Origin of the sequence: Lentilactobacillus parafarraginis DSM 18390 = JCM 14109 (assembly GCF_001435895.1) — a bacterium.
GTDB classification, from domain to species: Bacteria; Bacillota; Bacilli; order Lactobacillales; family Lactobacillaceae; genus Lentilactobacillus; species Lentilactobacillus parafarraginis.
Map to the genome: position 1 here is coordinate 50,422 of NZ_AZFZ01000008.1, position 21,312 is coordinate 71,733.

At 46.8% G+C, this 21,312-nt stretch carries 15 protein-coding genes and 1 pseudogene; 3 read left to right on the top strand and 13 right to left on the bottom strand.

Annotation, left to right across the window (positions count from 1 at the left end):
* Positions 1 to 14 precede the first annotated feature (14 nt).
* The 4 genes from FD47_RS03395 to trpS all read right to left on the bottom strand — a co-directional run bounded on the left by FD47_RS03395 (position 15) and on the right by trpS (position 4,310).
* Entirely contained in the window at positions 15 to 986 is a 972-nt protein-coding gene (locus FD47_RS03395; RefSeq protein ID WP_056980049.1) for a hypothetical protein, read from the bottom strand.
* A complete protein-coding gene (locus FD47_RS03400; RefSeq protein ID WP_054732984.1) occupies positions 979 to 2,241 on the bottom strand; it encodes a hydroxymethylglutaryl-CoA reductase, degradative in 1,263 nt (420 codons plus the stop codon). The genes FD47_RS03395 and FD47_RS03400 overlap by 8 nt, the downstream gene beginning before the upstream one ends.
* Positions 2,242 to 2,337: 96 nt before the next feature.
* Entirely contained in the window at positions 2,338 to 3,270 is a 933-nt protein-coding gene (locus tag FD47_RS03405) for a Ppx/GppA family phosphatase (protein WP_040537479.1), read from the bottom strand.
* A 23-nt stretch (positions 3,271 to 3,293) separates the two neighbouring features.
* Complete coding sequence (gene trpS, locus FD47_RS03410) at positions 3,294 to 4,310, bottom strand: tryptophan--tRNA ligase (protein WP_054732981.1); 1,017 nt, start codon at positions 4,308 to 4,310, stop codon at positions 3,294 to 3,296.
* A 410-nt stretch (positions 4,311 to 4,720) separates the two neighbouring features.
* Between trpS and helD the strand changes: the two genes are divergently transcribed.
* The gene (helD, locus tag FD47_RS03415) at positions 4,721 to 7,039 is read left to right on the top strand and encodes an RNA polymerase recycling motor HelD (RefSeq protein WP_054732978.1); all 2,319 of its coding nucleotides are present in this window, start codon (positions 4,721 to 4,723) and stop codon (positions 7,037 to 7,039) included.
* A gap of 225 nt (positions 7,040 to 7,264) precedes the next feature.
* Positions 7,265 to 8,242 (top strand): polyprenyl synthetase family protein, encoded by a 978-nt coding sequence (locus FD47_RS03420; RefSeq protein ID WP_054732970.1) that lies wholly within the window; start codon positions 7,265 to 7,267, stop codon positions 8,240 to 8,242.
* A 102-nt stretch (positions 8,243 to 8,344) separates the two neighbouring features.
* Here the strand turns inward: FD47_RS03420 and cydC are convergent, their stop codons facing one another.
* From cydC to FD47_RS03440, 4 genes are all read right to left on the bottom strand, one after another.
* Positions 8,345 to 10,093, bottom strand: a complete 1,749-nt coding sequence (gene cydC, locus FD47_RS03425; protein ID WP_054732967.1) for a thiol reductant ABC exporter subunit CydC — start codon at positions 10,091 to 10,093, stop codon at positions 8,345 to 8,347.
* A complete protein-coding gene (gene cydD / locus FD47_RS03430) occupies positions 10,090 to 11,820 on the bottom strand; it encodes a thiol reductant ABC exporter subunit CydD (RefSeq protein ID WP_054732964.1) in 1,731 nt (576 codons plus the stop codon). Before cydD ends, cydC begins: the two co-directional genes overlap by 4 nt.
* A 201-nt stretch (positions 11,821 to 12,021) precedes the next feature.
* Positions 12,022 to 13,032: a cytochrome d ubiquinol oxidase subunit II gene (gene cydB / locus FD47_RS03435; protein ID WP_054732961.1), complete on the bottom strand. Its 1,011-nt coding sequence runs from the start codon at positions 13,030 to 13,032 to the stop codon at positions 12,022 to 12,024.
* Positions 13,025 to 14,476 carry a cytochrome ubiquinol oxidase subunit I gene (locus FD47_RS03440; RefSeq protein WP_008213385.1) on the bottom strand — a complete coding sequence of 484 codons (1,452 nt, stop codon included), beginning with the start codon at positions 14,474 to 14,476 and terminating at the stop codon, positions 13,025 to 13,027. The genes cydB and FD47_RS03440 overlap by 8 nt, the downstream gene beginning before the upstream one ends.
* A 357-nt stretch (positions 14,477 to 14,833) precedes the next feature.
* Between FD47_RS03440 and FD47_RS03445 the strand changes: the two genes are divergently transcribed.
* Positions 14,834 to 16,483, top strand: coding sequence for an NAD(P)/FAD-dependent oxidoreductase (locus FD47_RS03445; RefSeq protein ID WP_056980050.1), 1,650 nt, complete (start codon positions 14,834 to 14,836; stop codon positions 16,481 to 16,483).
* Between the two features lie 95 nt (positions 16,484 to 16,578).
* Here FD47_RS03445 and FD47_RS03450 read toward each other — a convergent pair whose 3' ends face one another.
* The 5 genes and pseudogenes from FD47_RS03450 to FD47_RS03470 form a co-directional block, all read right to left on the bottom strand.
* Positions 16,579 to 17,349 carry an ABC transporter ATP-binding protein gene (locus FD47_RS03450; protein ID WP_054732957.1) on the bottom strand — a complete coding sequence of 257 codons (771 nt, stop codon included), beginning with the start codon at positions 17,347 to 17,349 and terminating at the stop codon, positions 16,579 to 16,581.
* Entirely contained in the window at positions 17,336 to 18,292 is a 957-nt protein-coding gene (locus tag FD47_RS03455; RefSeq protein WP_054732955.1) for a FecCD family ABC transporter permease, read from the bottom strand. Before FD47_RS03455 ends, FD47_RS03450 begins: the two co-directional genes overlap by 14 nt.
* Positions 18,289 to 19,194: pseudogene (gene isdE, locus FD47_RS03460) on the bottom strand (heme ABC transporter substrate-binding protein IsdE). The gene FD47_RS03455 and the pseudogene isdE overlap by 4 nt, the downstream one beginning before the upstream one ends.
* 109 nt (positions 19,195 to 19,303) lie before the next feature.
* Complete coding sequence (locus FD47_RS03465; RefSeq protein WP_235806049.1) at positions 19,304 to 20,038, bottom strand: NEAT domain-containing protein; 735 nt, start codon at positions 20,036 to 20,038, stop codon at positions 19,304 to 19,306.
* Positions 20,025 to 21,218: an NEAT domain-containing protein gene (locus tag FD47_RS03470; protein WP_054732951.1), complete on the bottom strand. Its 1,194-nt coding sequence runs from the start codon at positions 21,216 to 21,218 to the stop codon at positions 20,025 to 20,027. The genes FD47_RS03465 and FD47_RS03470 overlap by 14 nt, the downstream gene beginning before the upstream one ends.
* Positions 21,219 to 21,312 lie beyond the last annotated feature (94 nt).

The window sequence follows — 21,312 nt, forward strand, 5'->3', positions numbered from 1 at the left end:
CTCTCCTTAATCAATTACACACGTTCAATATAAGGCATTTTGAGGTCATCGAACAGTTCTTTCACGGTTTTATTGTAAACTTCTTTGAAAAAGTCTGGATTATCCTTTTCGCCCTTCGGATTTGCCAGGACAAACGAATTTTGGTCATCCACGCGGTTGAAGCCCACATAGGCCCGACTATTGCTGTTAACCTCAATTAATTCCGAATGAAAAACTTCGAATAATTGTTTCACTTGAAGGTTCAATTGCCGTTTCGACAGCACGCTGGTTAACGTCGTAAACTCAGTATTATGAAGCGGCGGCAGTTCCCACTGTTTCATTTGCTCGTCGAAGGCCTTAAACAGTTTAACCACGTTTCGCCGAAGACCAAACGGTGAATCCGTGGGCTTTTCGGTGATCACCTTGTACAATTTCTTCGCCGCCGCAAGCGAGATTGGAAAATCCTTTTCCAGCTGATCGTTCACCTGGCCAAATTTATCACCATAGAAAACCATGGCGTCCAGCAGCGTCATTAGCCGCAACGTCATTTGATCATCAACCGGCTGAGGTTCCGGCTTAATAGTGGCATAAATGCCCTTTAAGTACATCGACTCAATCTCGTCAGTAATCAGGCCGTGCTTGCGTTGTTCGGCGACGACCACAAAGTGCGACACAATGTCGTACAATTCAGTCCCCATCATTTTTAACTGCTCGTCAAGTTTGTCATCCCCAGTGGTCAATGAGAAAAACACCTGAGGAAATCCGCGCAACACCATCAGCAAATGCAGCAGTTCATGTGATGCGGTATAGTTCGGCGCGCTCAAATCGTCAATTTGGACGATGATATTCTTGCCGTCCTGAATGGTTTGGGCCTGATCATGGCGAACATAACCGGCTTGTAATTTGCCGATAAACGTCACCGTTGCGGTGCCTGGAAAGAAATTATTAACAGCGTTGATTAAGCTTTGAACGTCATCATTTAAGTCAATATTCACTTCATTATTCATGAAAATCCTGCTTTCTTAATTGGACTAGTAGTTGTTTGACATCTTCCGCGTCTGGCCGGGCAAGCTTTCGTAACTCGCCAACAATAAAGCCAAGTTCCGCAGGCTTTGTGCCGTTGGCCATTGCCAAGGATTTTAATTGCAGACTCATGTGCCCCTTCTGAATGCCATCGGTAACGAGCGCTTTTAACGCCGCTAAATTTTGGGCAAGGCCGACAGCGGCAATCACCTTCATTAATTCCGAAACGTCGGTCACATGCGCAATCGCGTGGTTGACGGCGACCATTTGGAATACCCCGGCGGCCCCGCCAACGTATCCAACCGGCAGCGGGATCGTCATGTCGCCGGTCAACCCGGTTTGGGTCACTCGCCAGTGACTGAGCCCGCGATACTGACCCGTGCTGGCAGCAAATGCATGCACGGCACTTTCAACTGCCCGCCAATCATTGCCCATTGCAAGGACCACCGCGTCAACTCCGTTCATGATCCCCTTGTTGTTTGTGACAGCCCGGTGCGGATCAATTTCGGCGACCGTACTGGCATCGGCAATCCGATCAGCAACATTTCTGCCTGCTTCTAAGGTTGCCCCAAGCCGGTCAAATGAAATGGTTCCTTGAACCCTGACTAAACTATGGTCGGCGTTGTTGGTTAAAATTGCCATGATCACGTCATACTGACGGTCGCGAAACCAGCCGGCAACGGCCTCCAGCATTGTGTTAATCAGGTTAGCCCCCATTGCTTCACCAGGGTCAACCAACAAGTCAACCGCGGTAAACTGATCATCCAGTTTCCGGACCGTTAGTCGCTTTGCACCGCCGCCGTGCCGCAAAATGCTGGGGTGACTGGCATTTGCAAGCTGAATCAGGGTCGCCTGCTGGCGAGCGACCAGAGCGCTAAGAGCCGCATTGCTGGCATTCTTCATAACCACCTCGCCGCCTAACAACCGCTCTTTTATGGTCGCGGAAATCCCCTGCCCTGCGGATAATAGCTTACTCCCATTACTGGCCGCCGCAATCACCGAGGGCTCCTCAATAACCATCGGTACCAGATAGGCAGTCCCGTTAACGGTTAGATGCGTGACGATCCCCTCTGGGAGGGCATAATCAGCAAGGTAGTTCTCGATTAAATGATCAAAAATTGGCGCATTGGTTTGCTGCAGGTCATTTAATTGGCTGGGAGTTAAATGCGCCCACTGAGCGACTAATGCCAGCCGCTGCTCAGCGGATTTTTGATAGAAATGATTCCAATTTGCCGCCATTGCTAGCACACCTCACAATCAGTTAGGAAAAGGCACAAAAAGCTGGGCAGGAATAATCCTGGTTCCAGCCTCTTATTATGTCATACAATTCAGTTACTAAATTGATGATTGGTTCTGTTCGACAAACTCGGTGATAACCCCTTCACGAACGCCGCTCTCCGAAAAGAGGACCTTACGGGTATCCACCTTATCCATGAGGACGACCAAGGGCAGCAAGCCGCCAACAATAATATCGGCCCGGTCACGTTCCAGCCCCTGAATTCGGCGCCGGCGATTCACATCACCACGAAGAAGATTAAGAAAAGTGCGGTTCACTTGCTCATAGCTTAAATGATAGCCATGAATGGCGTCAACACGTTTCATCCCCTGACGCGTCCGATTGATCCGCGCCAGTGTGCGATTGGCCCCACCCAGTAATACCAGTGGTTCACGCTGGGAATGCTTCAGCCATTTAATTCGGGCATAAACCTTCGAAATGTGTAACTGGGCGTTAAATAAGTTAGCGCCGGAAACCGTATCATTGAGATGAAACCGTTCACTAATGTTCACCGCGCCAATTGGTATGCTGGTCAAATTTTTGCTCTGGCCCTCGACCACGCGAATCAATTCACAGCTGGCACCGCCAATATCTAAAATCAGACAATTTTTGATTCCCAGTCGGTTAATGACCCCCAAATAATCATAATGGGCCTCCTGGACACCTGAGAGTACCCGAATGGTAATCCCGATTCGTTTCTTAACTTTCGCCAGAAAAGTCGCTTGATTTTTTGCCTGACGAACGGCCGCCGTGGCAATCCCAATCACGGTCCCGGCTTCATAACGCTGATAAATCGTCTTAAATTCAGCCAGTGCTTGAATCGTTCGTTCCATTGCTTGGGGTTGAAGCATTTTAGCCCGCCCCATTCCCTCGGAAAGACGGCTATCGCTCTTGACCCGTTTGATCTCTCGATAGGTTCCGTCGCTCAAGATTTGATTAATTGCCATGCGGACCGAATTAGAACCAATATCCAAAATTACGAGGTTTTGCATCCCTGCCATCCTTTCCGGCAGTTCTAGCCAAAGTAATTAATTCCGATCGCATCACGAACTTCTTTCAGGGTTTGGTTGGCAACCTCATTGGCATGGGCACTACCGGCTTTTAAGATATCATAAACCCCGGCAATGTCAGATTCGTATTGGTGACGCCGGTCGCGAATTGGCTTTAATTCAGCTTGCAGGACGTCGTTAAGATACTTCTTGATTTTCACGTCACCGAGGCCGCCGTGCTGATACTCAGCCTTCAAATCGGCTACCTTTTGCTTATCCGGATCAAAGATATCCAAGTAAGTAAAGACCGTGTTACCGGCAACCTGACCAGGATCTTGGACGTGGATATGGTTTGGATCCGTATACATGGACATGACTTTCTTTTGAATGGTGTCGGCATCGTCAGAAAGGTAAATCGCATTACCCAAAGACTTGCTCATTTTCGCATTGCCGTCCAATCCAGGAATTCGGCCCATCCCCTTCGGTGGGAAGTAGCCTTCCGGTTCAACCAAAATGTTCTCTTTATATATCGAATTAAACGACCGCACGATTTCTCGAGTTTGTTCCAGCATCGGTTCCTGATCATCACCAACTGGAACGGTCGTGGCCTTAAAGGCAGTAATGTCAGCGGCCTGGCTAATTGGATACATCGCAAATCCAACCGGAACACTTTGACCAAAGTTCTTCTGCTTAATTTCGGTTTTAACGGTTGGGTTTCGGTTCAATCGCGAAACCGTCACCAGGTTTGAATAGTGCTGGGTCAGCTCGGGCAACGCTGGAATTTGGGATTGCACCAAGATCGTCGACTTTTGCGGATCAATTCCGACAGCTAAATAATCCAGGGCAACCTGAATCAAGCTGTGGCGAATCTTTTCCGGGTCCCGGGCATTATCAGTCAGCGCCTGCATATCAGCGATCATAATAAACGTTTCGTAGTCTCCAGAATTTTGGAGCTGAACCCGATTTTTGAGTGAGCCGACGTAATGACCAATATGTAATTTGCCGGTTGGTCGGTCACCTGTTAAAATAATTTTCTTTGCCATCGTGAAACGATCCTTTCAAAATTTAGTTGGGAGTGATCACCGTTTGTGAAAAAACGCCCTATTGCTTTAACAATAGGACGCTCAAACGTGGTACCACCTAAATTGTAACTGCCTGTTAGTCAACAGTCACCTCTCCAGGCGATAGGGGTGCCACCCATTCATCAAATGAAGCTCCAATTCGAATTGCCGCGGTCATTCTCAGCACGCTCAACCTCTCTGTTTTTGACAATTCTACTCATCTGTTAATAACACTTTAATTTTACTGATAAATCGCCCAAATGTCAAAGACTCTGGCAACATTTCTCCGCCTTGACGCATTCAATTGACAGACTGCCAAAATCAAACTAAAATTGTGCAAGCATAAGAGAACAATAGCGAACTATCGAAGGCCACAGAATGGAGGAACCCTTTTGGAAATCAACGAACAGCAAAAAGAGCAGCAGCGGGTGGATCGGGTTATCACCAAAATCGATGCCAAAATAACGGCAACCGAAAATGAATATAACCGGGCCCACACGGAAACCAAAAAGGTTCAGCAAAACTATTCTGATAACACATCTGTCAACTACTTTGAAGTGGATGATCGAATTGAAACCAGTGCTGAACTTCAGCAGCAACGGGGCTTGGTTTCGCGATTAACCGAAAATGAAAACATTTTGAAGCGCCAGCTGGCCACCATGAAGGACCTCCAAAAGTCCCCTTATTTTGGCCGCATTGATATTCAGGATGCAGGTGACAGCCAAGCTGAAAAACTCTACATTGGAATCGCGTCCTTTGAAGACCATGCCGGTGACTTTTTAGTTTATGACTGGCGGGCCCCCATTTCCAGTATTTATTATAATGGGACCTTAGGAGAAGTCAGCTATGATACCCCAATGGGCCGCCAGGCAACCAACCTGATAAAAAAACGCCAGTTCCAGATTGTTAACGGCAAGATTCGAAACATGTTTGATACCAACGAAACGGTTGGCGACGAAATGTTGCAGTCGGCCCTCGGCGAGCAAAATGATGACTACATGCAAAATATCGTGGCCACCATTCAGCACGAACAAAACGATATTATCCGCGACACGACCAGCAATCTTCTCGTCGTCCAAGGAGTCGCCGGCTCCGGTAAAACGTCGGCGATTTTACAACGAATTGCATTTTTGCTTTATCACAGCCGTGACACGCTTGAAGCCGACCAAATCATTTTATTTTCGCCGAATAAACTCTTCAGCCACTATATTTCTGAAGTCTTGCCCAGCCTGGGAGAACGTAACATGCGTCAGGTCACCCTGGATGAGTTCATCGATAACCGATTAAAGGGCCTGAACGTGCAGAGTTTGTTTGAACGGTACGAAAGTGACAATGAGCTTACCGAAAGCCAGCGCAAGACCCGCCAGTTTAAAGAATCGGCAGCTTTCATGGACGCCATTCAGGATTATTGTGATGGGCTGCATCCATCACAGCTAAAATTCAGCGATATCGTCTTCAACGAATCGGTATTCTTCAGTAAACATGAGATTCAGCGCATCTTTGCGTCGTTTCCAACGGCAATGAGCGTGCCGGATCGTTTCTTCAAGACAAAAAACGCCCTTATTAAACGGCTGAAACAGCGAATTGTTAAAGAAACGCGTGCCGACTGGGTCAATGAACAAATTGATCAGCTGAGTAACGAAAAATATCACGACCTGCTTGGCACCAAGCGACTCCACGATTTTCAAAATGAAGACGATGAGCGCTTCTTCATCGCCAAGAAGATCGTCACCGACCGGCTTACTGTCGTATACGACGCGATTTTTAACAATAATTTCATTGATCCCTACCTGCAATACACGGACTTTCTTCATCAGGTTTCGCTTCCTGATAATGTCGACCCAGTTGACTGGCAACGAAAAATGACCGCCTTCAGTCAGGAAATTGAATTTCATCGAATTCATTTAGACGACTGCGCCCCACTACTTTATATGCGGGACTATATCTGCGCCAGCGGCCAAAACAACACCATGAAGTACCTGTTTGTCGACGAAATGCAGGATTACTCGGTTGCCCAGCTCAAGTATTTGAAGTACGCATTTCCGAAAACGAAATGGACCCTGCTCGGCGATAGTGAACAGGCCCTCTTCAAAGAAGTTGAACAGCCAGCAGAAATTCTCAAAAAATTAAACGACGCCTTTCACGTCCGTCATTCCCGCCTAATCAGTCTCATGCGGTCATACCGGTCAACGTATCCGATCACAACCTTTGCGAAATCGATCCTGCCAAACGGCGATGACATCGAAGCGTTTAATCGTGACGGTGAAAACCCGGAATTAGTGGTGTCACCCAATACCGACGAAGCCATTGATACCGTTCTCAAAACGGTGGCTGACCAACGCGAACAGTTTGGAACCGTCGCGGTGCTCACAAAAAACATGGCGGAAGCCAAACTAGTTTATGACCGGATCCGTAGCCAAACTGACGCCACGCTGTTAAGGGATGCCGACCGCACACTGCCAAAGGGGGTTTTGGTTCTGCCAATTTATTTGGCTAAGGGATTGGAATTTGATTCAGTGATTGCCTGGGACACCTCCTCGACTAATTACCCGGATGATTCCTTGCTGGGAACCCTCTACACGATTATCACCAGAGCGATGCATCATCTGACTCTCATCAGCATTGGGGACGTTACGCCACTGATAACCGACGAATCACTGCTTAACAGTCCGGTAAAGATTAAACGGACCCTCAAAAATAAACGCGTTTAAATCACATACTTTTCAATTTAACAGCCGTGGTTGAGATCCAAGTTCTGGATGATCTCAACCACGGCTTTTTCTTAATCGTCCGGTGACCGATAATCCCCACCGAAAACACGGATTATTTTGATTGTGTCATATCATTCTCAGGACAATTTTAATTGACAACGGTCTCAGTAATTTGTATCTTAGAAAAGTACTTTAAATTTATCTTAAGACTTGAGGTTATAATCGATGGTTCATCGAATCTGGCGGCAATTTCCGCGCACCCAATTAAAATTAATTCAATTAGAACCTTATTTATTAAAAACGGTTCACCTTTCCAATAAGCAGGTTCACGGCAAAGTTATGGAACTGTTAAAGTCCGGCGGCAAGCTGTTGCGCCCGGGGTTCTTTTACATATACGCTCAATTTGGCGAAAAGATCGCCTCTGAACAGTTGCGAGCCGGTGCGGCAGCGATTGAATTGCTCCACGTCGCTACTCTGATTCACGACGACGTGATTGATCAGTCACCGCTGCGGCGTGGGGTCACAACCATCCACACCCAATATGGTCAAAAAAACGCCGTTTATGCCGGCGACTTTCTGTTCACCTGTTATTTTGATCAGGTTCTGAAATCAACCCACGACCCTGTCGACTTGCAGCGGCACGTCAATGCCATGCAAACCATTTTGAACGGGGAACTTGATCAGATGACCTTTAACTACCGCCAGGATATGACCAAAGATGACTACTTCCATGAAATTTCCGGTAAAACGGCCGAACTCTTCCAGCTCAGTTTCCAGCAAGCGGCCATTTTGACACACGCGCCCAGCAAAATCGTTGAATTGGGCGGCCAAATTGGTCTGACGATTGGGCAAGCCTACCAGATTCTTGATGACATTCTGGACTACGCCGGTGATTCAAATCAGACCAAGAAGCCAATCTTAGAGGACTTGAAGTCTGGCGTTTACACCCTGCCGCTCATCTTAGCCCACAAAACGGCCCACAGCCAGTTGGCGCCACTTCTTGACAAGAAAGCGGCAATTTCTCAAGAGGACATCGAGACCATCCAGCAAATCGTTCGTGATTCCGGTGGATTAGCCAGTGCCCATCAGGTTGCCGATAGTCTGACGCAAAAAGCCCTCGGGTTAATTGACGAGCTTCCCGACGGAGATGCCAAAAATGATCTCAAAAAACTAACCAATCTGCTGCTGATTCGAACCCAATAATCTTCGGAAAATTTTCAAAAAAATACGGTCGATACCATTCTCGAGTGAGAACAGTATCGACCGTATTTTTTGATAGTCAGCCAATCTTTTAGAAATGGCGGATCAATCGCTTGGTTTGCCCTTATCCAAATCATAGAGCTGGCGGAATCGGGGTTCTTCACGATACAACTTTTGCGGCGCCCCCTGCATGTCAAAGTGGCCGCTTTCCAAGAAACGCACCTGATCAACATGGCCAATCCCGGCTAAATGATGGGTCACCCAAATAATCGTTTTGTCCTTCAGCAATTTAAAGACCTGGTCGAGTAGCTTTTTCTCGGTAATTGGATCCAAGCTAACCGTTGGCTCATCCAAAATGATCACCGGGGCATCCTGCAAGAGAATTCGTGCCAGTGAGAGTCGTTGGCGTTCACCACCAGAAAAGCGCTTGCCAGCTTCCTGAACGTGGGTGTTGTATTGCTCAGGTAACGACTCAATAAGGTTCTTAAGACCAACCGCTGCTAAAGCGGCCTTCACCTCGTCATCGGAAGCATTGGGATTACCCAAACGCACGTTATTCATGACGGTTGTGTTAAACAAATACGGCTGCTGATCCAGAATTCCAAAGATTTCCGAACGCACCTTCTGCAGGTTTGAAACGGGCTTGCCATTAATCAGCACCTTACCGTCAACCGGATTCAAATCACCAACGATCAGCTTCAGTAAAGTACTTTTCCCGGTACCACTGGGGCCAAGAAGGGCAATTTTTTCACCCGCATGAACCGTCAGGGAAATATCATCGACCACGTTACGATCCCCCTCCGGATAGCGAAAGGTTAAATGATCGATCGCTAATTCTGAGAACGATTCATCCAACTTGGTTTGATCGGGCAGCTTTCGCTCACCCTGGTCAAGCTGATTAACCCGTTCAATTGAACGCCGGTAAACGGGCCACTCACTCATCCCCTGGCTCATATTCAGAAATGGTGAAACCGCCGGAAAGATGGCCAACGCAAACGCCGCAATCCAATCGGCCATTGACTTTGTCCCGGTCCAGGAAATCCCGCTCCAGATCAACAAAACCAGCGTTGTGAGCAGGACAACGAACTGAACGAAGAATGACCGCCACCACTGATAGTAGTGATCTTTTCGTCTTAAAGCCGCAATTTCTTTGATCGGCTTGGTCTGTAACTGCATAAAATCGTCATAACGGCCGGAAATCAACCAGTCACCCAATCCCAATACCTCATCGGTTAAGTTAGTGTAAAACCGGTGTTGAATTTGGTGCTGCCGGTACTCCCGAACACCATTCGTGGCAACTGAGGCCAATGGCATAATCACCACGATGATGCCGAGCAGCAAAAATAACAGCAGGCCGACAACCCAGTTTAACGAGCCGACACCAATCACGACGAAGAGATACAGCAACCAGCCAATCACCATTGGAAAAACGGTTCGCAGATACAGATTTTCGATGTGATCAATATCGTCCGCGAGAATACTGAGAATGTCACCGGTCTGGTGAGATCGTTGGATTGCGGAGGCTTTTCTTTCGACCGTTTGGTAGAGTTTCTTACGAAAATCCGACACAATTCGCAGCACCCAGTTATGGCTGGTCAGCCGCTCGACGTACCGAAAGACTGGCCGGGCAATCCCGAAGGCCCGCGCGAGAACAACTGGAATATAAATATAAATAATACTGGATGGCTGGCGAGCGGCTTCACTGATCAGGTAACCGGAATTAAACATCAAAGCGCCGCCAGAAAAGAACGTCATGAATCCCAAGAATAATACCAGGATCAAAAGCCCTTTATACTTGCGCAAGTACGGCATTACCCACGTATCGTGAGCAAATGTTTGTCTGAGTTGTTTCATAATTCCGGCGCCCCCATTTCAGATCGTAATTTAACGTATTCGCCGTTTTTCGCGGTTAATTCTGCGGGCGTTCCCTGTTCAACAACCTGCCCGTGGTCAACCACCAACACATAATCCATTTCCCCAATCCAATGAAGCCGGTGGGTCGCAAAAAAGACTAAGTGATTATCGAAAACCGGCAGAATATCCTTCTTCAACGCCGCCTCAGTTTCAATATCCAAATGGGCAGTGGGTTCGTCAAATAATAATACTTTTCGGTTAGTATCCAAAAACGCCCGGGCCAAGGCAATTCGCTGCGCTTGCCCGCCACTAACAGTTCTAGCCCCCTCACCAATCATGGTGTCCAGACCGTCCGGCAAGGTTGCCACCCAATCGGCCAACCCCGCCTTTGAAACGGCCTGATTAATTGATGCAGGTGATGCGTTTGTCACGTAAAAGGCGATGTTTTGTGCCAGTGTCGCGTGAAACAGATACGGATTTTGGGGAATGTACAGAAAGTTTTTCTGCCAAGCCTTCTGATTCAGATGGGGCAGCTCATGCCCGTTTAATGCCACTTGGCCACCCTGATCCGGTGCTAAAAAGCCACCAATAATATTGATCAGCGTTGATTTCCCAGAACCAGAAGCCCCAATGATGCCAACCTTCTTCATGCCTGAAATAGAAACGGAAACGTCCTTTAAAGCCGGCTTATCCGTATTGGGATAGGTAAAATTCATGTGCTTCAACGTCAAATTGGCATCAGCCTGCCATTTGAAATCAGCTAATTTATCCGTATCCCCAACTTCCGGTTCGTTAAGGATTTCTAAAACCGCGGAGAGGGCGTTTTTGCCGTTCAATGTTGCGTGGTAATCGTTGGCAAAGTTGCGGATTGGTAAGAAATACTCCGGTGCCAGCACCAAAATCGTCAGTGCGGGCAGCAACGTGACCTTCCCATCCATTAACCCAAATCCTAAGAATACGGCGACAACCGCAATCGAAAGGGTTGTGAAAAAATCAAGCGCAAACGTTGATGTTAACGCAATTCGTAACGTCGACATAGTTTCCTTACGATAGGATTCAGAAACATCGTACACGTTATCGGCATACCGCTTGGAAAGCCCCAGCTGCTTGAGTGTCGATAGCCCCCGTAATGTATCAACAAAGTGGTTTGAAAGCCGCTGATACCCCTCATATTGCCGATCAGCCTTACTCTGAGCCGCTAATCCCAGAATCACCATGAAGAGAATGATGACCGGAAAAATAATGAATAAAAAGATTGCCTGTTCCCAACGTAAAAATAGAATGTAGAGCAAAATTAACCACGGTGTAATCGACATATCCAGGATTTTGATGATGACTAACATCAAATAGGTCTGAACTTTATCAATTCCTTCGAGGGCCATTGTAACGATGTTGCCAGTCCCCTGCTTTTCAATTTCTGCCGGACCAAGGTGGAAAATTTTGGCCATCAATTTTTCCCGCATGTCCCCACTGGTCTTTTCCACAAATGGGAAAAAGACCCGATTTTCCGCCACCGTCAGTAAATGCCGGCACAAAAAAGCCACGGCAAAAATAATGCCCGGTTCTAAAATGGAATTTAATGGTTCCAAATTCCATAAATTGACGATTGCCACGGACAGAAACCGCGCCTGGACAATCACTGCAACTGCTTGGACGAACACGAGGATTCCAAGAATCACCATGTACCGCCGCATCCCCGGCAATGCCAGTAACCGCTTATCAATCAAATTAGTCACTCCCCCAATTTTAGAAACATTTATAGTTACTAGTATAGTGAAAAATTTTACACAATGTAACCGTCCAACAACTTTTTTTAATTATCTTGTCACAAGATACGGGAAGTCGGCATCCCCAACGATCAATTTGACCAAGAAAAAGGATCCGGATAACATCCAGATCCTTTCTCAACTTGTTAATTAATTTAGTTATTAAGCCGCCTGCTTTGGTGAACGGAGGCGCTTATAGAATACCCAGTAGCTCCAAATGAAGTAGATTAAGACAATTGGCAGAATGGAAAGTGTCAAAATTGTCATTAAGTGCAGGGTATATGGTGAACTTGATGCGTTCTTAATCAAAATTGAGTTAACGTTGTTCACACCAATCATTACCCGTGGGAACAACCCGTTGAAGATCAACACAACAACACTCACAAGGCTGAGACCACTTGCCAAGAATGATACCCAATCGTGAGAAGCCATTGCGCCCCACCAAGCAATCAGGGTGAAAATAACAAGGGCAACCAGAATTGACCATGTCGAAGCGGCCTTCAAGCTGAAGAAGTCGGTTGTTAAGTAAAGTAAGATAACGAAAACAACTTCACCAGCCAACAGAACCGGGTAGAGCACCTTGCTCCACTTTTCAGCCCGTTCCCGCAACTCGCCACTTGTCTTCAAACGCAGGAAGTTGAGCCCGTGAATGAAGCAAAGCAGTGAAACGGCGACGCCGCCGACAATTGAGAACCAGTTAACGTAAGTGGTAAATGAACCATAGATGTTGCCGTTCTTGTCCAGCGGAACTCCCTGAATCATACTGGTAAACATCATTCCAAATAGGAATGCCGCACAGAAGCTCCCAATGGTGGAAGCCCATTCCCAGAAGTTTCGCCAAGCATCCGTGCGCATGTTTGCCCGGAATTCAAAGGAAACTCCCCGAAAGATCAGGGCAACCAGGATTAAGAACAAGACGATATAGTAACCGGAAAACAATGATGCGTACCACATTGGGAATGACGCAAACATCGCGCCACCGGCAGTGATCAGCCAAACTTCATTGCCATCCCAGTGCGGGCCGATTGTTTGAATCACAACGTCACGTTCATCACGATCCTTAGCAAAGAACCGAACGGCCATGCCGATACCAAAGTCAAACCCTTCCAGGAAGAAGAAGCCACTGAACAGCACGCCAATCAACAGGAACCATAGTAATTGCAGATTAGTCATTGTGAGCCGCCCCCATTTCGTAAGGATCTACATCCTGGGTCTTTTCAGGCTTGGACGAGTAACCATCCGTCGTTACGGAATCCGGACCCTGCTTGAGTACTCGGTGACTCAAAATGACCATCACAGCACCCAGTGATGCAAAGATCAAGAAGTAAACGATGTTAGTGAATAACAGACTTGCCACTGTCGACGTTGGTGAAACCGCGTCAGCAATCGTCAACAATCCGTAAACAACCCATGGGTAGCGACCAAATTCGGTGACGAACCAACCACAGGTATTAACAATAAATGGCAGCCAAACCATTAAGCCCATTAGATACAAGAACCACCGCTGCCGCATAATCGTTTGCGACTTCTTACGGTTGAACCAGAGGCCAATAATCGCAACTAATCCGAATAACCCGGCAGAAATTGCCATAATTCTGAAGCTCCAGAAGAGCGTTCTGGTTGGGACATAGTAATTTCTGGTTTGATCATTCTTATTGTACTTAGCCTTTAATTCCTTATTTACCTGATTTTGACCTTTAAAGGTTCCATTCAGGCTGTGGTGACCCAAAATATTCAAAACATATGGCACTTCAACTGACCATGTCTTCTGGTGATTCTTGAAACCAGCGGCAATGGCCCATTCACCTTTATTGGTTGAGTTCTTAGAGAGCCCTTCCATAGCGGCAAATTTCATTGGCTGATTGTTGATCAGATAACGGGTCTGCGTATCACCAGACCAAACGGACCCTAAGCATGCGCAAAGGCCAACGATCAGAGTAACCTTCATCGACTTGCGATAGAAGTCCTCGTGATCCTTCTTCAACAAACGCCATGCGGAACAGCCGGCAACAACAAACGCTGCTGTCAAGAATGCCCCAAAAATAACGTGTGGAAATTCATTCCATAACTGACGATTGGAAACGACCGCGCCAAAACTTGTCATGTTAACCCGGTGAGTCTGGGCATTAATAACGTACCCAACCGGATTCTGCATGAAGCTGTTGGCTGCTAAAATCCAAAGTGCGGATAGTGTCGAGCCAAAGGCCGTTAACCAAATAAACAAACAGTGAACAACTTTATTGAACCGATCCCAGGTAAACATCCAAAGGCCGATAAACGTTGATTCCAAAAAGAATGCTGCCAACGCTTCAATTGCCAATGGTGCCCCGAAGATATCACCCATAAATCGTGAGTATTCTGACCAGTTCATTCCGAACTGGAACTCTTGGATAATACCAGTAACAACACCAACAGCGAAACTAAACAGGAAAATCTTCCCCCAGAATTTCGCCATTGTCTTATATGTCTCATCCTTCTTAACAACGTAGACCGTTTCCATAATCGCTACGATAAATGCTAATCCAATCGAAAACGGTACGAAGAAGAAGTGAAACACCGTGGTCATCGCAAATTGAAATCGCGATAACCCCAACATTGATAGACCAATATTCAACATTGCTGTATCCCCCCTTAACTAATGTTTTATGAGTCCTCCCCATATACCTTCATTGTATCTATTGATGACCAATTATTCAAATGAAAATGTCATTTCAGCATGAATATCTACTTATATTTTGTGAAAAAGAATTGTGATGGACCTAATTATCTCTGAAACCGCTTCTATTTCAGCGGTTAAAGCCTTGTGAAAAAAATCCCGGTAACCGGGTGGTCATTTTGTAATGGCATTCATTAGACAATCGGGCGCCAGACTTTTATAATATGAGTGATAAGAATTGGTTATGCTATTATTCATTGCTCAATATATTTTCATTGCGTAATTCTTTTCAACACTTATATCTAAGGGGGAATAATCATGGCAAAGAACATCGTTGTCATTGGTGCAGGATTCGCCGGGGTTTACGCGACTAAGAAATTAGCCAAACGATTCAAAGGCAATTCTGATGTTCAGATTACATTGATCGACCGTCATTCATACTTCACATACATGACGCGGCTTCACGAAGTAGCAACCGAACGAGTGGAACCGGGTAGTGTCGAGTACGATCTGCAACGCATTTTTCACAAACAGAAAAACGTGCAGTTGGTGACGGACAGTATTACGAAGGTTGATAAGGAAAATAAACAGGTAATTGGTGAAAACGGGACCTATCCGTTTGATAGTCTCCTTATTAGTATGGGTGGCGAACCAAATGATTTTGGAACGCCCGGCGTTAAGGAGAATGGCTTCACTCTCTGGTCAACGGAAGACGCCCTCGTTTTGCGCGATCACATCAACACCATTATTCGTCAGGGATCTCTCGAACGCGATCCTCAGAAACGGCGTGAAATGCTGACACTGGTTATCTGTGGTTCTGGGTTTACCGGTGCCGAAACCGTTGGGGAATTAATCGACTACAAGAAGGTGCTGGCTAAGGAAAACAAGATCGACCCAAGCGAAATCAAATTGGTCTTAGTCGAAGCGGCCCCAACAATTATCAATATGCTTGACCGCAAGAACGCCGGCCACGCTGAAAACTTCTTCAAGAAGAACAACGTTGAAATTCGGCCTTCATCGATGATTACCAAGGTTAATGCTGACAGCGTTGAGATTAAGGACCAGGACCCGATTCAAACCAACACGTTGATTTGGACCGCTGGTGTTAAGACAAACCACGTTGCCGATAGCTTCGGTATCGAAGCTGGTCGGGGCGGCCGTTTGATCACCAACAAATTTTTACAGGCCAAGGGCTTTGAAGATAAGAGCATCTACGTTGCCGGTGACAACTCCAACGCGACACAGGAAGGCGCAGAACGAGCTGTACCACAGACCGCTCAGGAAGCGGAAAACGAAGCCGTTATCGTTGCTGATAACATAGCCGCTGACATTAATGGCGATCATAACTACACTGAATTTACCGATAAGAACATGGGCTTCATCGTGTCATTCGGGGCGTACTACGGCATCGCCCAAATATTTGGCGGTAAAACGGTTCGTGGTTGGCTTGCCACAATTATCAAGCACTTTACCAACATTCTCTACTTCACGAAGATTCATTCCGGATACTTCATGTGGAAGTACATTATGGAGGAATTCTTCCGGGTTAAGAATGGCCGAACCGTCTTCGGATACAACACTTCTAAACGCAGTAACGTTCTGTGGAGCGTGCCGCTTCGCCTGTTCTTTGGGCTCGCACTATTCATTGATGGAATGGCCAACATCCACGGGGGGACAGACAGTTTCCTGATCACCGGCTATCCGGGACTTGGAACGTTAGAAGTCATTCTGGGCGGCCTCATCTTCCTGGGTTGGCTGACATGGTGTGCCAACCTCATTGTGATCATCCTGTTCTTTAGCGTGATGCTCACGTGGTCAACCACTTGGGTTTTATTCGTTGCCTTCACGCTGCTGAACGGTTCTGGGCGCTCATTCGGGTTGGACTACTGGTTTGTTCCATGGCTTCAACGAACTTGGGGTCATTCCCGTTATGGCGTTCCCCAAGCCATTTACAAGAAGCAATCATAAATAGTGATGTAACTTTAATAATTGACTCATCATTAATAAAAGGCGTTTGAAAGCTAATCTATCGCGGATTAACTTTCAAACGCCTTTTTAATCATTTAATTTGCACCGTCAGGCAGCTCGACGATGTATTTACCATAATCTGGAATCGACACAATTCGAATTGCCGTGTTGAAAATCTCGCTTAGCGACCGTTCATCATAAAATTGATTGGGTTGGCCGGTTGAAACAAGTTTCCCAGCTTTGATCAACCAGATATCATCACTCATTCGAAATGCCTGATTAATGTCATGTAAAATCATCACAATTGTCATCTGCTGTTGGCGATGCAGTTTTTCGATAATGGCCATCAGTTCAGTTTGGTAACGGATATCCAGATACGTTGTGGGCTCGTCAAGAAATAAATATTGAGGATCCTGCGCAATCGCTGCTGCAATCCACACCCGCTGTTTTTGGCCTCCGGATAATTGACTCATTGGCCGGTTTGCAAACGACTGAAGACCAGTCATCGCCAAATACGGCGCCACTTCCTGATCGTCAATGGCAGCCAGCAGGCCATGCTTAGCTAACCGGCCCATTTTCACAACGTCAATGACCTTCATGTCATCATAAAGCTGATTTTGCTGACTGACAATCGCAATCTGATCCGCCCGCTGCTTGCGAGTTAACTGAGAAAGTGGCTCGCCATCTAACATGACCGCCCCGCGACTCGGCTTTAACTCCCCAGTCATAAGTTTCGACAGGGTCGTTTTGCCGGCACCGTTTGGCCCCACAATCGATAGGATATGCCCAGGGGTCACGTCTGCAGAAACGTCGTGTATGATTTCTGCCTGTTGGTGATATGAAAAGCTCACGTTATTTAATTGCATTAAACTGTTGCCTCCACAATAACCAGATCAAGAATGGACCACCGACAACCGTTAAGATGGTGGCAACCGGCATTTCTCCCGGAAGAATCACCGTGCGCCCAATTGTGTCGGCCACTAACAACAACCACGCCCCCATCAGCATTGACAGCGGCACAATTGTTTGATAATCCCGGCCAACAAGGAAGCGAACAATGTTTGGAACAATGATACCGATAAATGGCACAACCCCAACGGCTGCAGTTACCCCAGATGACAGCCACACGACTAATCCCAGCAGACAAATTCGAATCAATCGAGCGGAGATCCCCCGCGTCTCTAACTGCTGGTTGGACATTTTAAGGTAGTTCGCCCACGGTGACAGCAAAATTGCGGCCGCCAGGCCAATTAATCTGATTATGAAAACGGTGATTGTATCCGACCAGGTAATCCCGTTAAACGAATTCGTGCTGACGAGTGACTCACCTGAAAATAATTGTTGAAACCCGGAGAAGGTCAGACTGATCGTTACCCCAATAATAATGAGCTTGTAAGAATGTTGAAGAATTGACCGTGACGTCAAAAATAACAGGGTGAGGATGCCCCCAATTAAGGCAAAAACTAACTTACCGAAATATAGGCTTGGCAAAAAGAAGCTGGCAATTAAAATTAAAAAGCTGCCAACATTGGTAACCCCCAAGATGCTGGGATCAGCCAAATAATTGTGAAAGGCAGCCTGACTTAACGCCCCAGCAACTGCCAGCATGGCCCCGCTGATTAAACTTGCGACAATTCGTGGCAGTCGAATCTGGCTTAACGTCGCCAAATTGTTACTGTCATGACCGCTGAAGGCTTGCCAAACTTGACTCAGGGTTAATGGCGTTGCCCCCACCATCAAGGCAATCAAAACCGTGATCACCAAAAGTAAAATGATAACTGTATACCAAAAAGCTTCCCGCTTTGTCACTGATTATTTCCCCCAGTGTGTGGATATAACCACCGACTTATTTTTTGTAGGGCGACAGCCGCCCGCATGTTTGCGGTCGCGTCAAAATCGGGTTCCTGAAGATCATAAACGCGGTGGTTCTTCACGGCTGGCAATGTCTTCCACATTGGATCCGTCTTGAATGCCTGATTAAATTGGGCGGTTACCATTTCCGGCAGCGCGTGCTCCAGCCGCAATATAACGTCGGGCCGCGCCTTCTTAATCGCTTCATCGTTTGGCTGAATGTATTCCTGGTTTTTTGACATGAACACATTTTTTCCACCGGCAAGCACCACTAAATTCCCGATATAGGAATGATTGGTCCCCGCCATATATGAAGCGCCGGGAAGCCCCATCAATACCAAAACTTTCACTTTGGTTGGCTGATCTTTAGCCCGTTGGCGGGCCCGCTTTTCAGCCGCATTAATTTGCCTAATTGCCCGTTTGGCTTGCGCTTGTCGTTGGTATTGGTGTCCCATTTGCGTGACGACGTGCTTAAGCTTGGCAACGCTGGTCAAATCCAAAAAGTAAGGTTTGATGTGCCGTTTTGAAAATGCCTTACCAAATTAATCCTCAAGTGTCGTTACTGAATAAACCACACTTGGTTTCAAGCTGGCAATCTTTTCAACGTTTGGATTCATCGGGCTGCCAACCCGGGGAACATTCTTATAGCGGGCTGGAATGTGATTTTCGGTTGTTGGAACCCCCGCCAGCGGCAGGTCCAATTTATCGGCGATCTGTACAACCGCGTAAGTTGCTGCCACAATTCGGGTTTTCTTCTGGGCCCGCTGGTGCGATTGGAAACCGAAAAGAACGGCTAAGCTAATCCCAACAACTGCCACGATTGTCAGAATAATTAAGCCGGTTTTTCGTGAACCATTCATAAATTTGCCCCCTCTTAGTGCCTAAAGAACAGCCATGAACCACCACCGGCCACTGCAACAACCACAACCACCCCGCCGATAATCCACGGGGTATGATTGCTGGCCTTTTTTACGGCGTGTGACTCCTGCTTCGGCTTGGATGAAGCCGATTTAGCAGAGCTTGATTGCGAACTTGGCTTCTGGCTGGAATGATCAGCCTTCTTGTCGCTCGTAGATGATTTTGATGCGGCTGATTTATTTGGCGTTTTTTGGGTCTTCTTTTGGCGGGCACGGCTGCCTTGTGGGAGGAAGCCGACGTTACTGACGAGCGCTTACTCGCAGATAACTGCGTACTTGCCGCAGCTGCCTTGGGATGGGCACTCACCGCTGCAGAAACGTGAGTAGTCGTCTTTTTCCCTAAACTCGGCAAATTTCCGGTGTTGAATTTAAACGAGATCAAATGATGTGCCTTGTAAACTTTCGGGACATCAATTGCTAATTTTGCATTGATTCGTTTACGCAGATTCGTCGTTGTGAATGAGTAATAGTAACGGGAATTGCCCGCCCGGTCCTTGACTTTACGGACGTTTTTCGGCTTTTGCCCGTTTACCCAATTTACGGCAACTGGAAAGGACGACAGGTTTTTAGCCGTCTTAATCTGCATGGTCACCACGTAATGGTTGCCAGAAACGGTAACGTTCGCCGGATTGACAAAGTAACCGCTGGCAATTGACGTTCGATTGGTTCCATAACGCAAAGCGTGGTATGAAATGGCCTGCGCACTTGCCGTAATGCTCAAACTGACAAACGCAATGACTGCGCCAAGAGCAATCAACAACGTCCTGATATGATTAAAGACTTTCATGAACAAGCCCCCAACCTAGTAATAAACTGCTTCCAAAAACCGCACCGACAACTGAAACCGCCTGTTGAGAACGATCACCCGTTTGCGGTAACCGGGCGTTGGTTGTCGTGGCTGCTGAAGCGGCAGATGAACCATTAGCCGGTTCGGCTTTAAGCGCTGTCAATTTATGTTTCGTTGTCTTAGTTGCGGCCGTGTGGTGACTGAATTTGAAACGAATCCCGAATGTTTGACTGATGTTAAGGTATGGCACTTTAACATGGATTTTTCCTTTGATAATTTTCTTTAATGTGTTGGTTGACGCAACGTTAAATGCGTACGTCATATTATAAGTGCTCTTTGTGGCGCCATATTTAACTGCCGAAGGTTTATGGTTGTTAATTGAAACTGGTCGAACAGCTTTAGACCCCAATTTGAGTGATTTCTTGTAACTTACCTTCAAGACGACGTTGTAGTGTTTATTGACTTTCTTAACACTGGCAACATGGGTGTAGTACTTATTTGCGATTGACTTACTATTGCCGGACGCTTTTAGAACCATGTAAGTCCAAGTGGATTTAGAAGTCGTTTTAGCAGTTGTTTTCTTTGTCGCTGTTGTCTTCGAAGGTGCCATGTTAGGTTCTCTGGTTACTGCCGATGAACTGCTGGCGCTTGAAGAAGCGGCTGCGACTGGTGCTGATGAACTCGTGGCTGCCGGCGTTGTCGCACTCGACGATGAAGCCGCTGGGGTTGCAGCAGCCGTGGGGTCCTTCTGTGCGCTGCCCCACTTGAAGTCAAACTGCGCATTTTGATTCATAGTCCCGATAATTGGTACTTTTAACCCAAAACTGACGGGCTCTAATTCACTCGGGTTAGTCAGAGTCACTGTAATGTGACCACTTGGGTCTTGCGTCACAGCCTGACCGCCAACCGTCATTGAAGTAATGTATTGAGCCCCGCTTGTTTGCAACTGAATTTGGTAGCTCCCGTTAGCCACCGTGACATTGGCGTTTTGTGTAAAGAACATGTTAGCAATCGAAGTTGAGTTGCTTCCAGCCTTCAACAAAGTCACCGGTACAGTGTACGTTCCATCACTTAAGTTTGCAGAATCCGCCTTAGCAGGCTGAGAAGCAAATATTGCAAAGATAAAGATCATGATTGCACTGATCAATAATTGAAAAAGATTGCGCTTTCTTAGATGCATGTAAAACTCCCCCTAGAACAATTTTTTGGTACAAAATTAGTTTACCCTACCGCGGTAGAAAAGTTAGGGTCCGTCTGAAAACTTTATTTCAGGC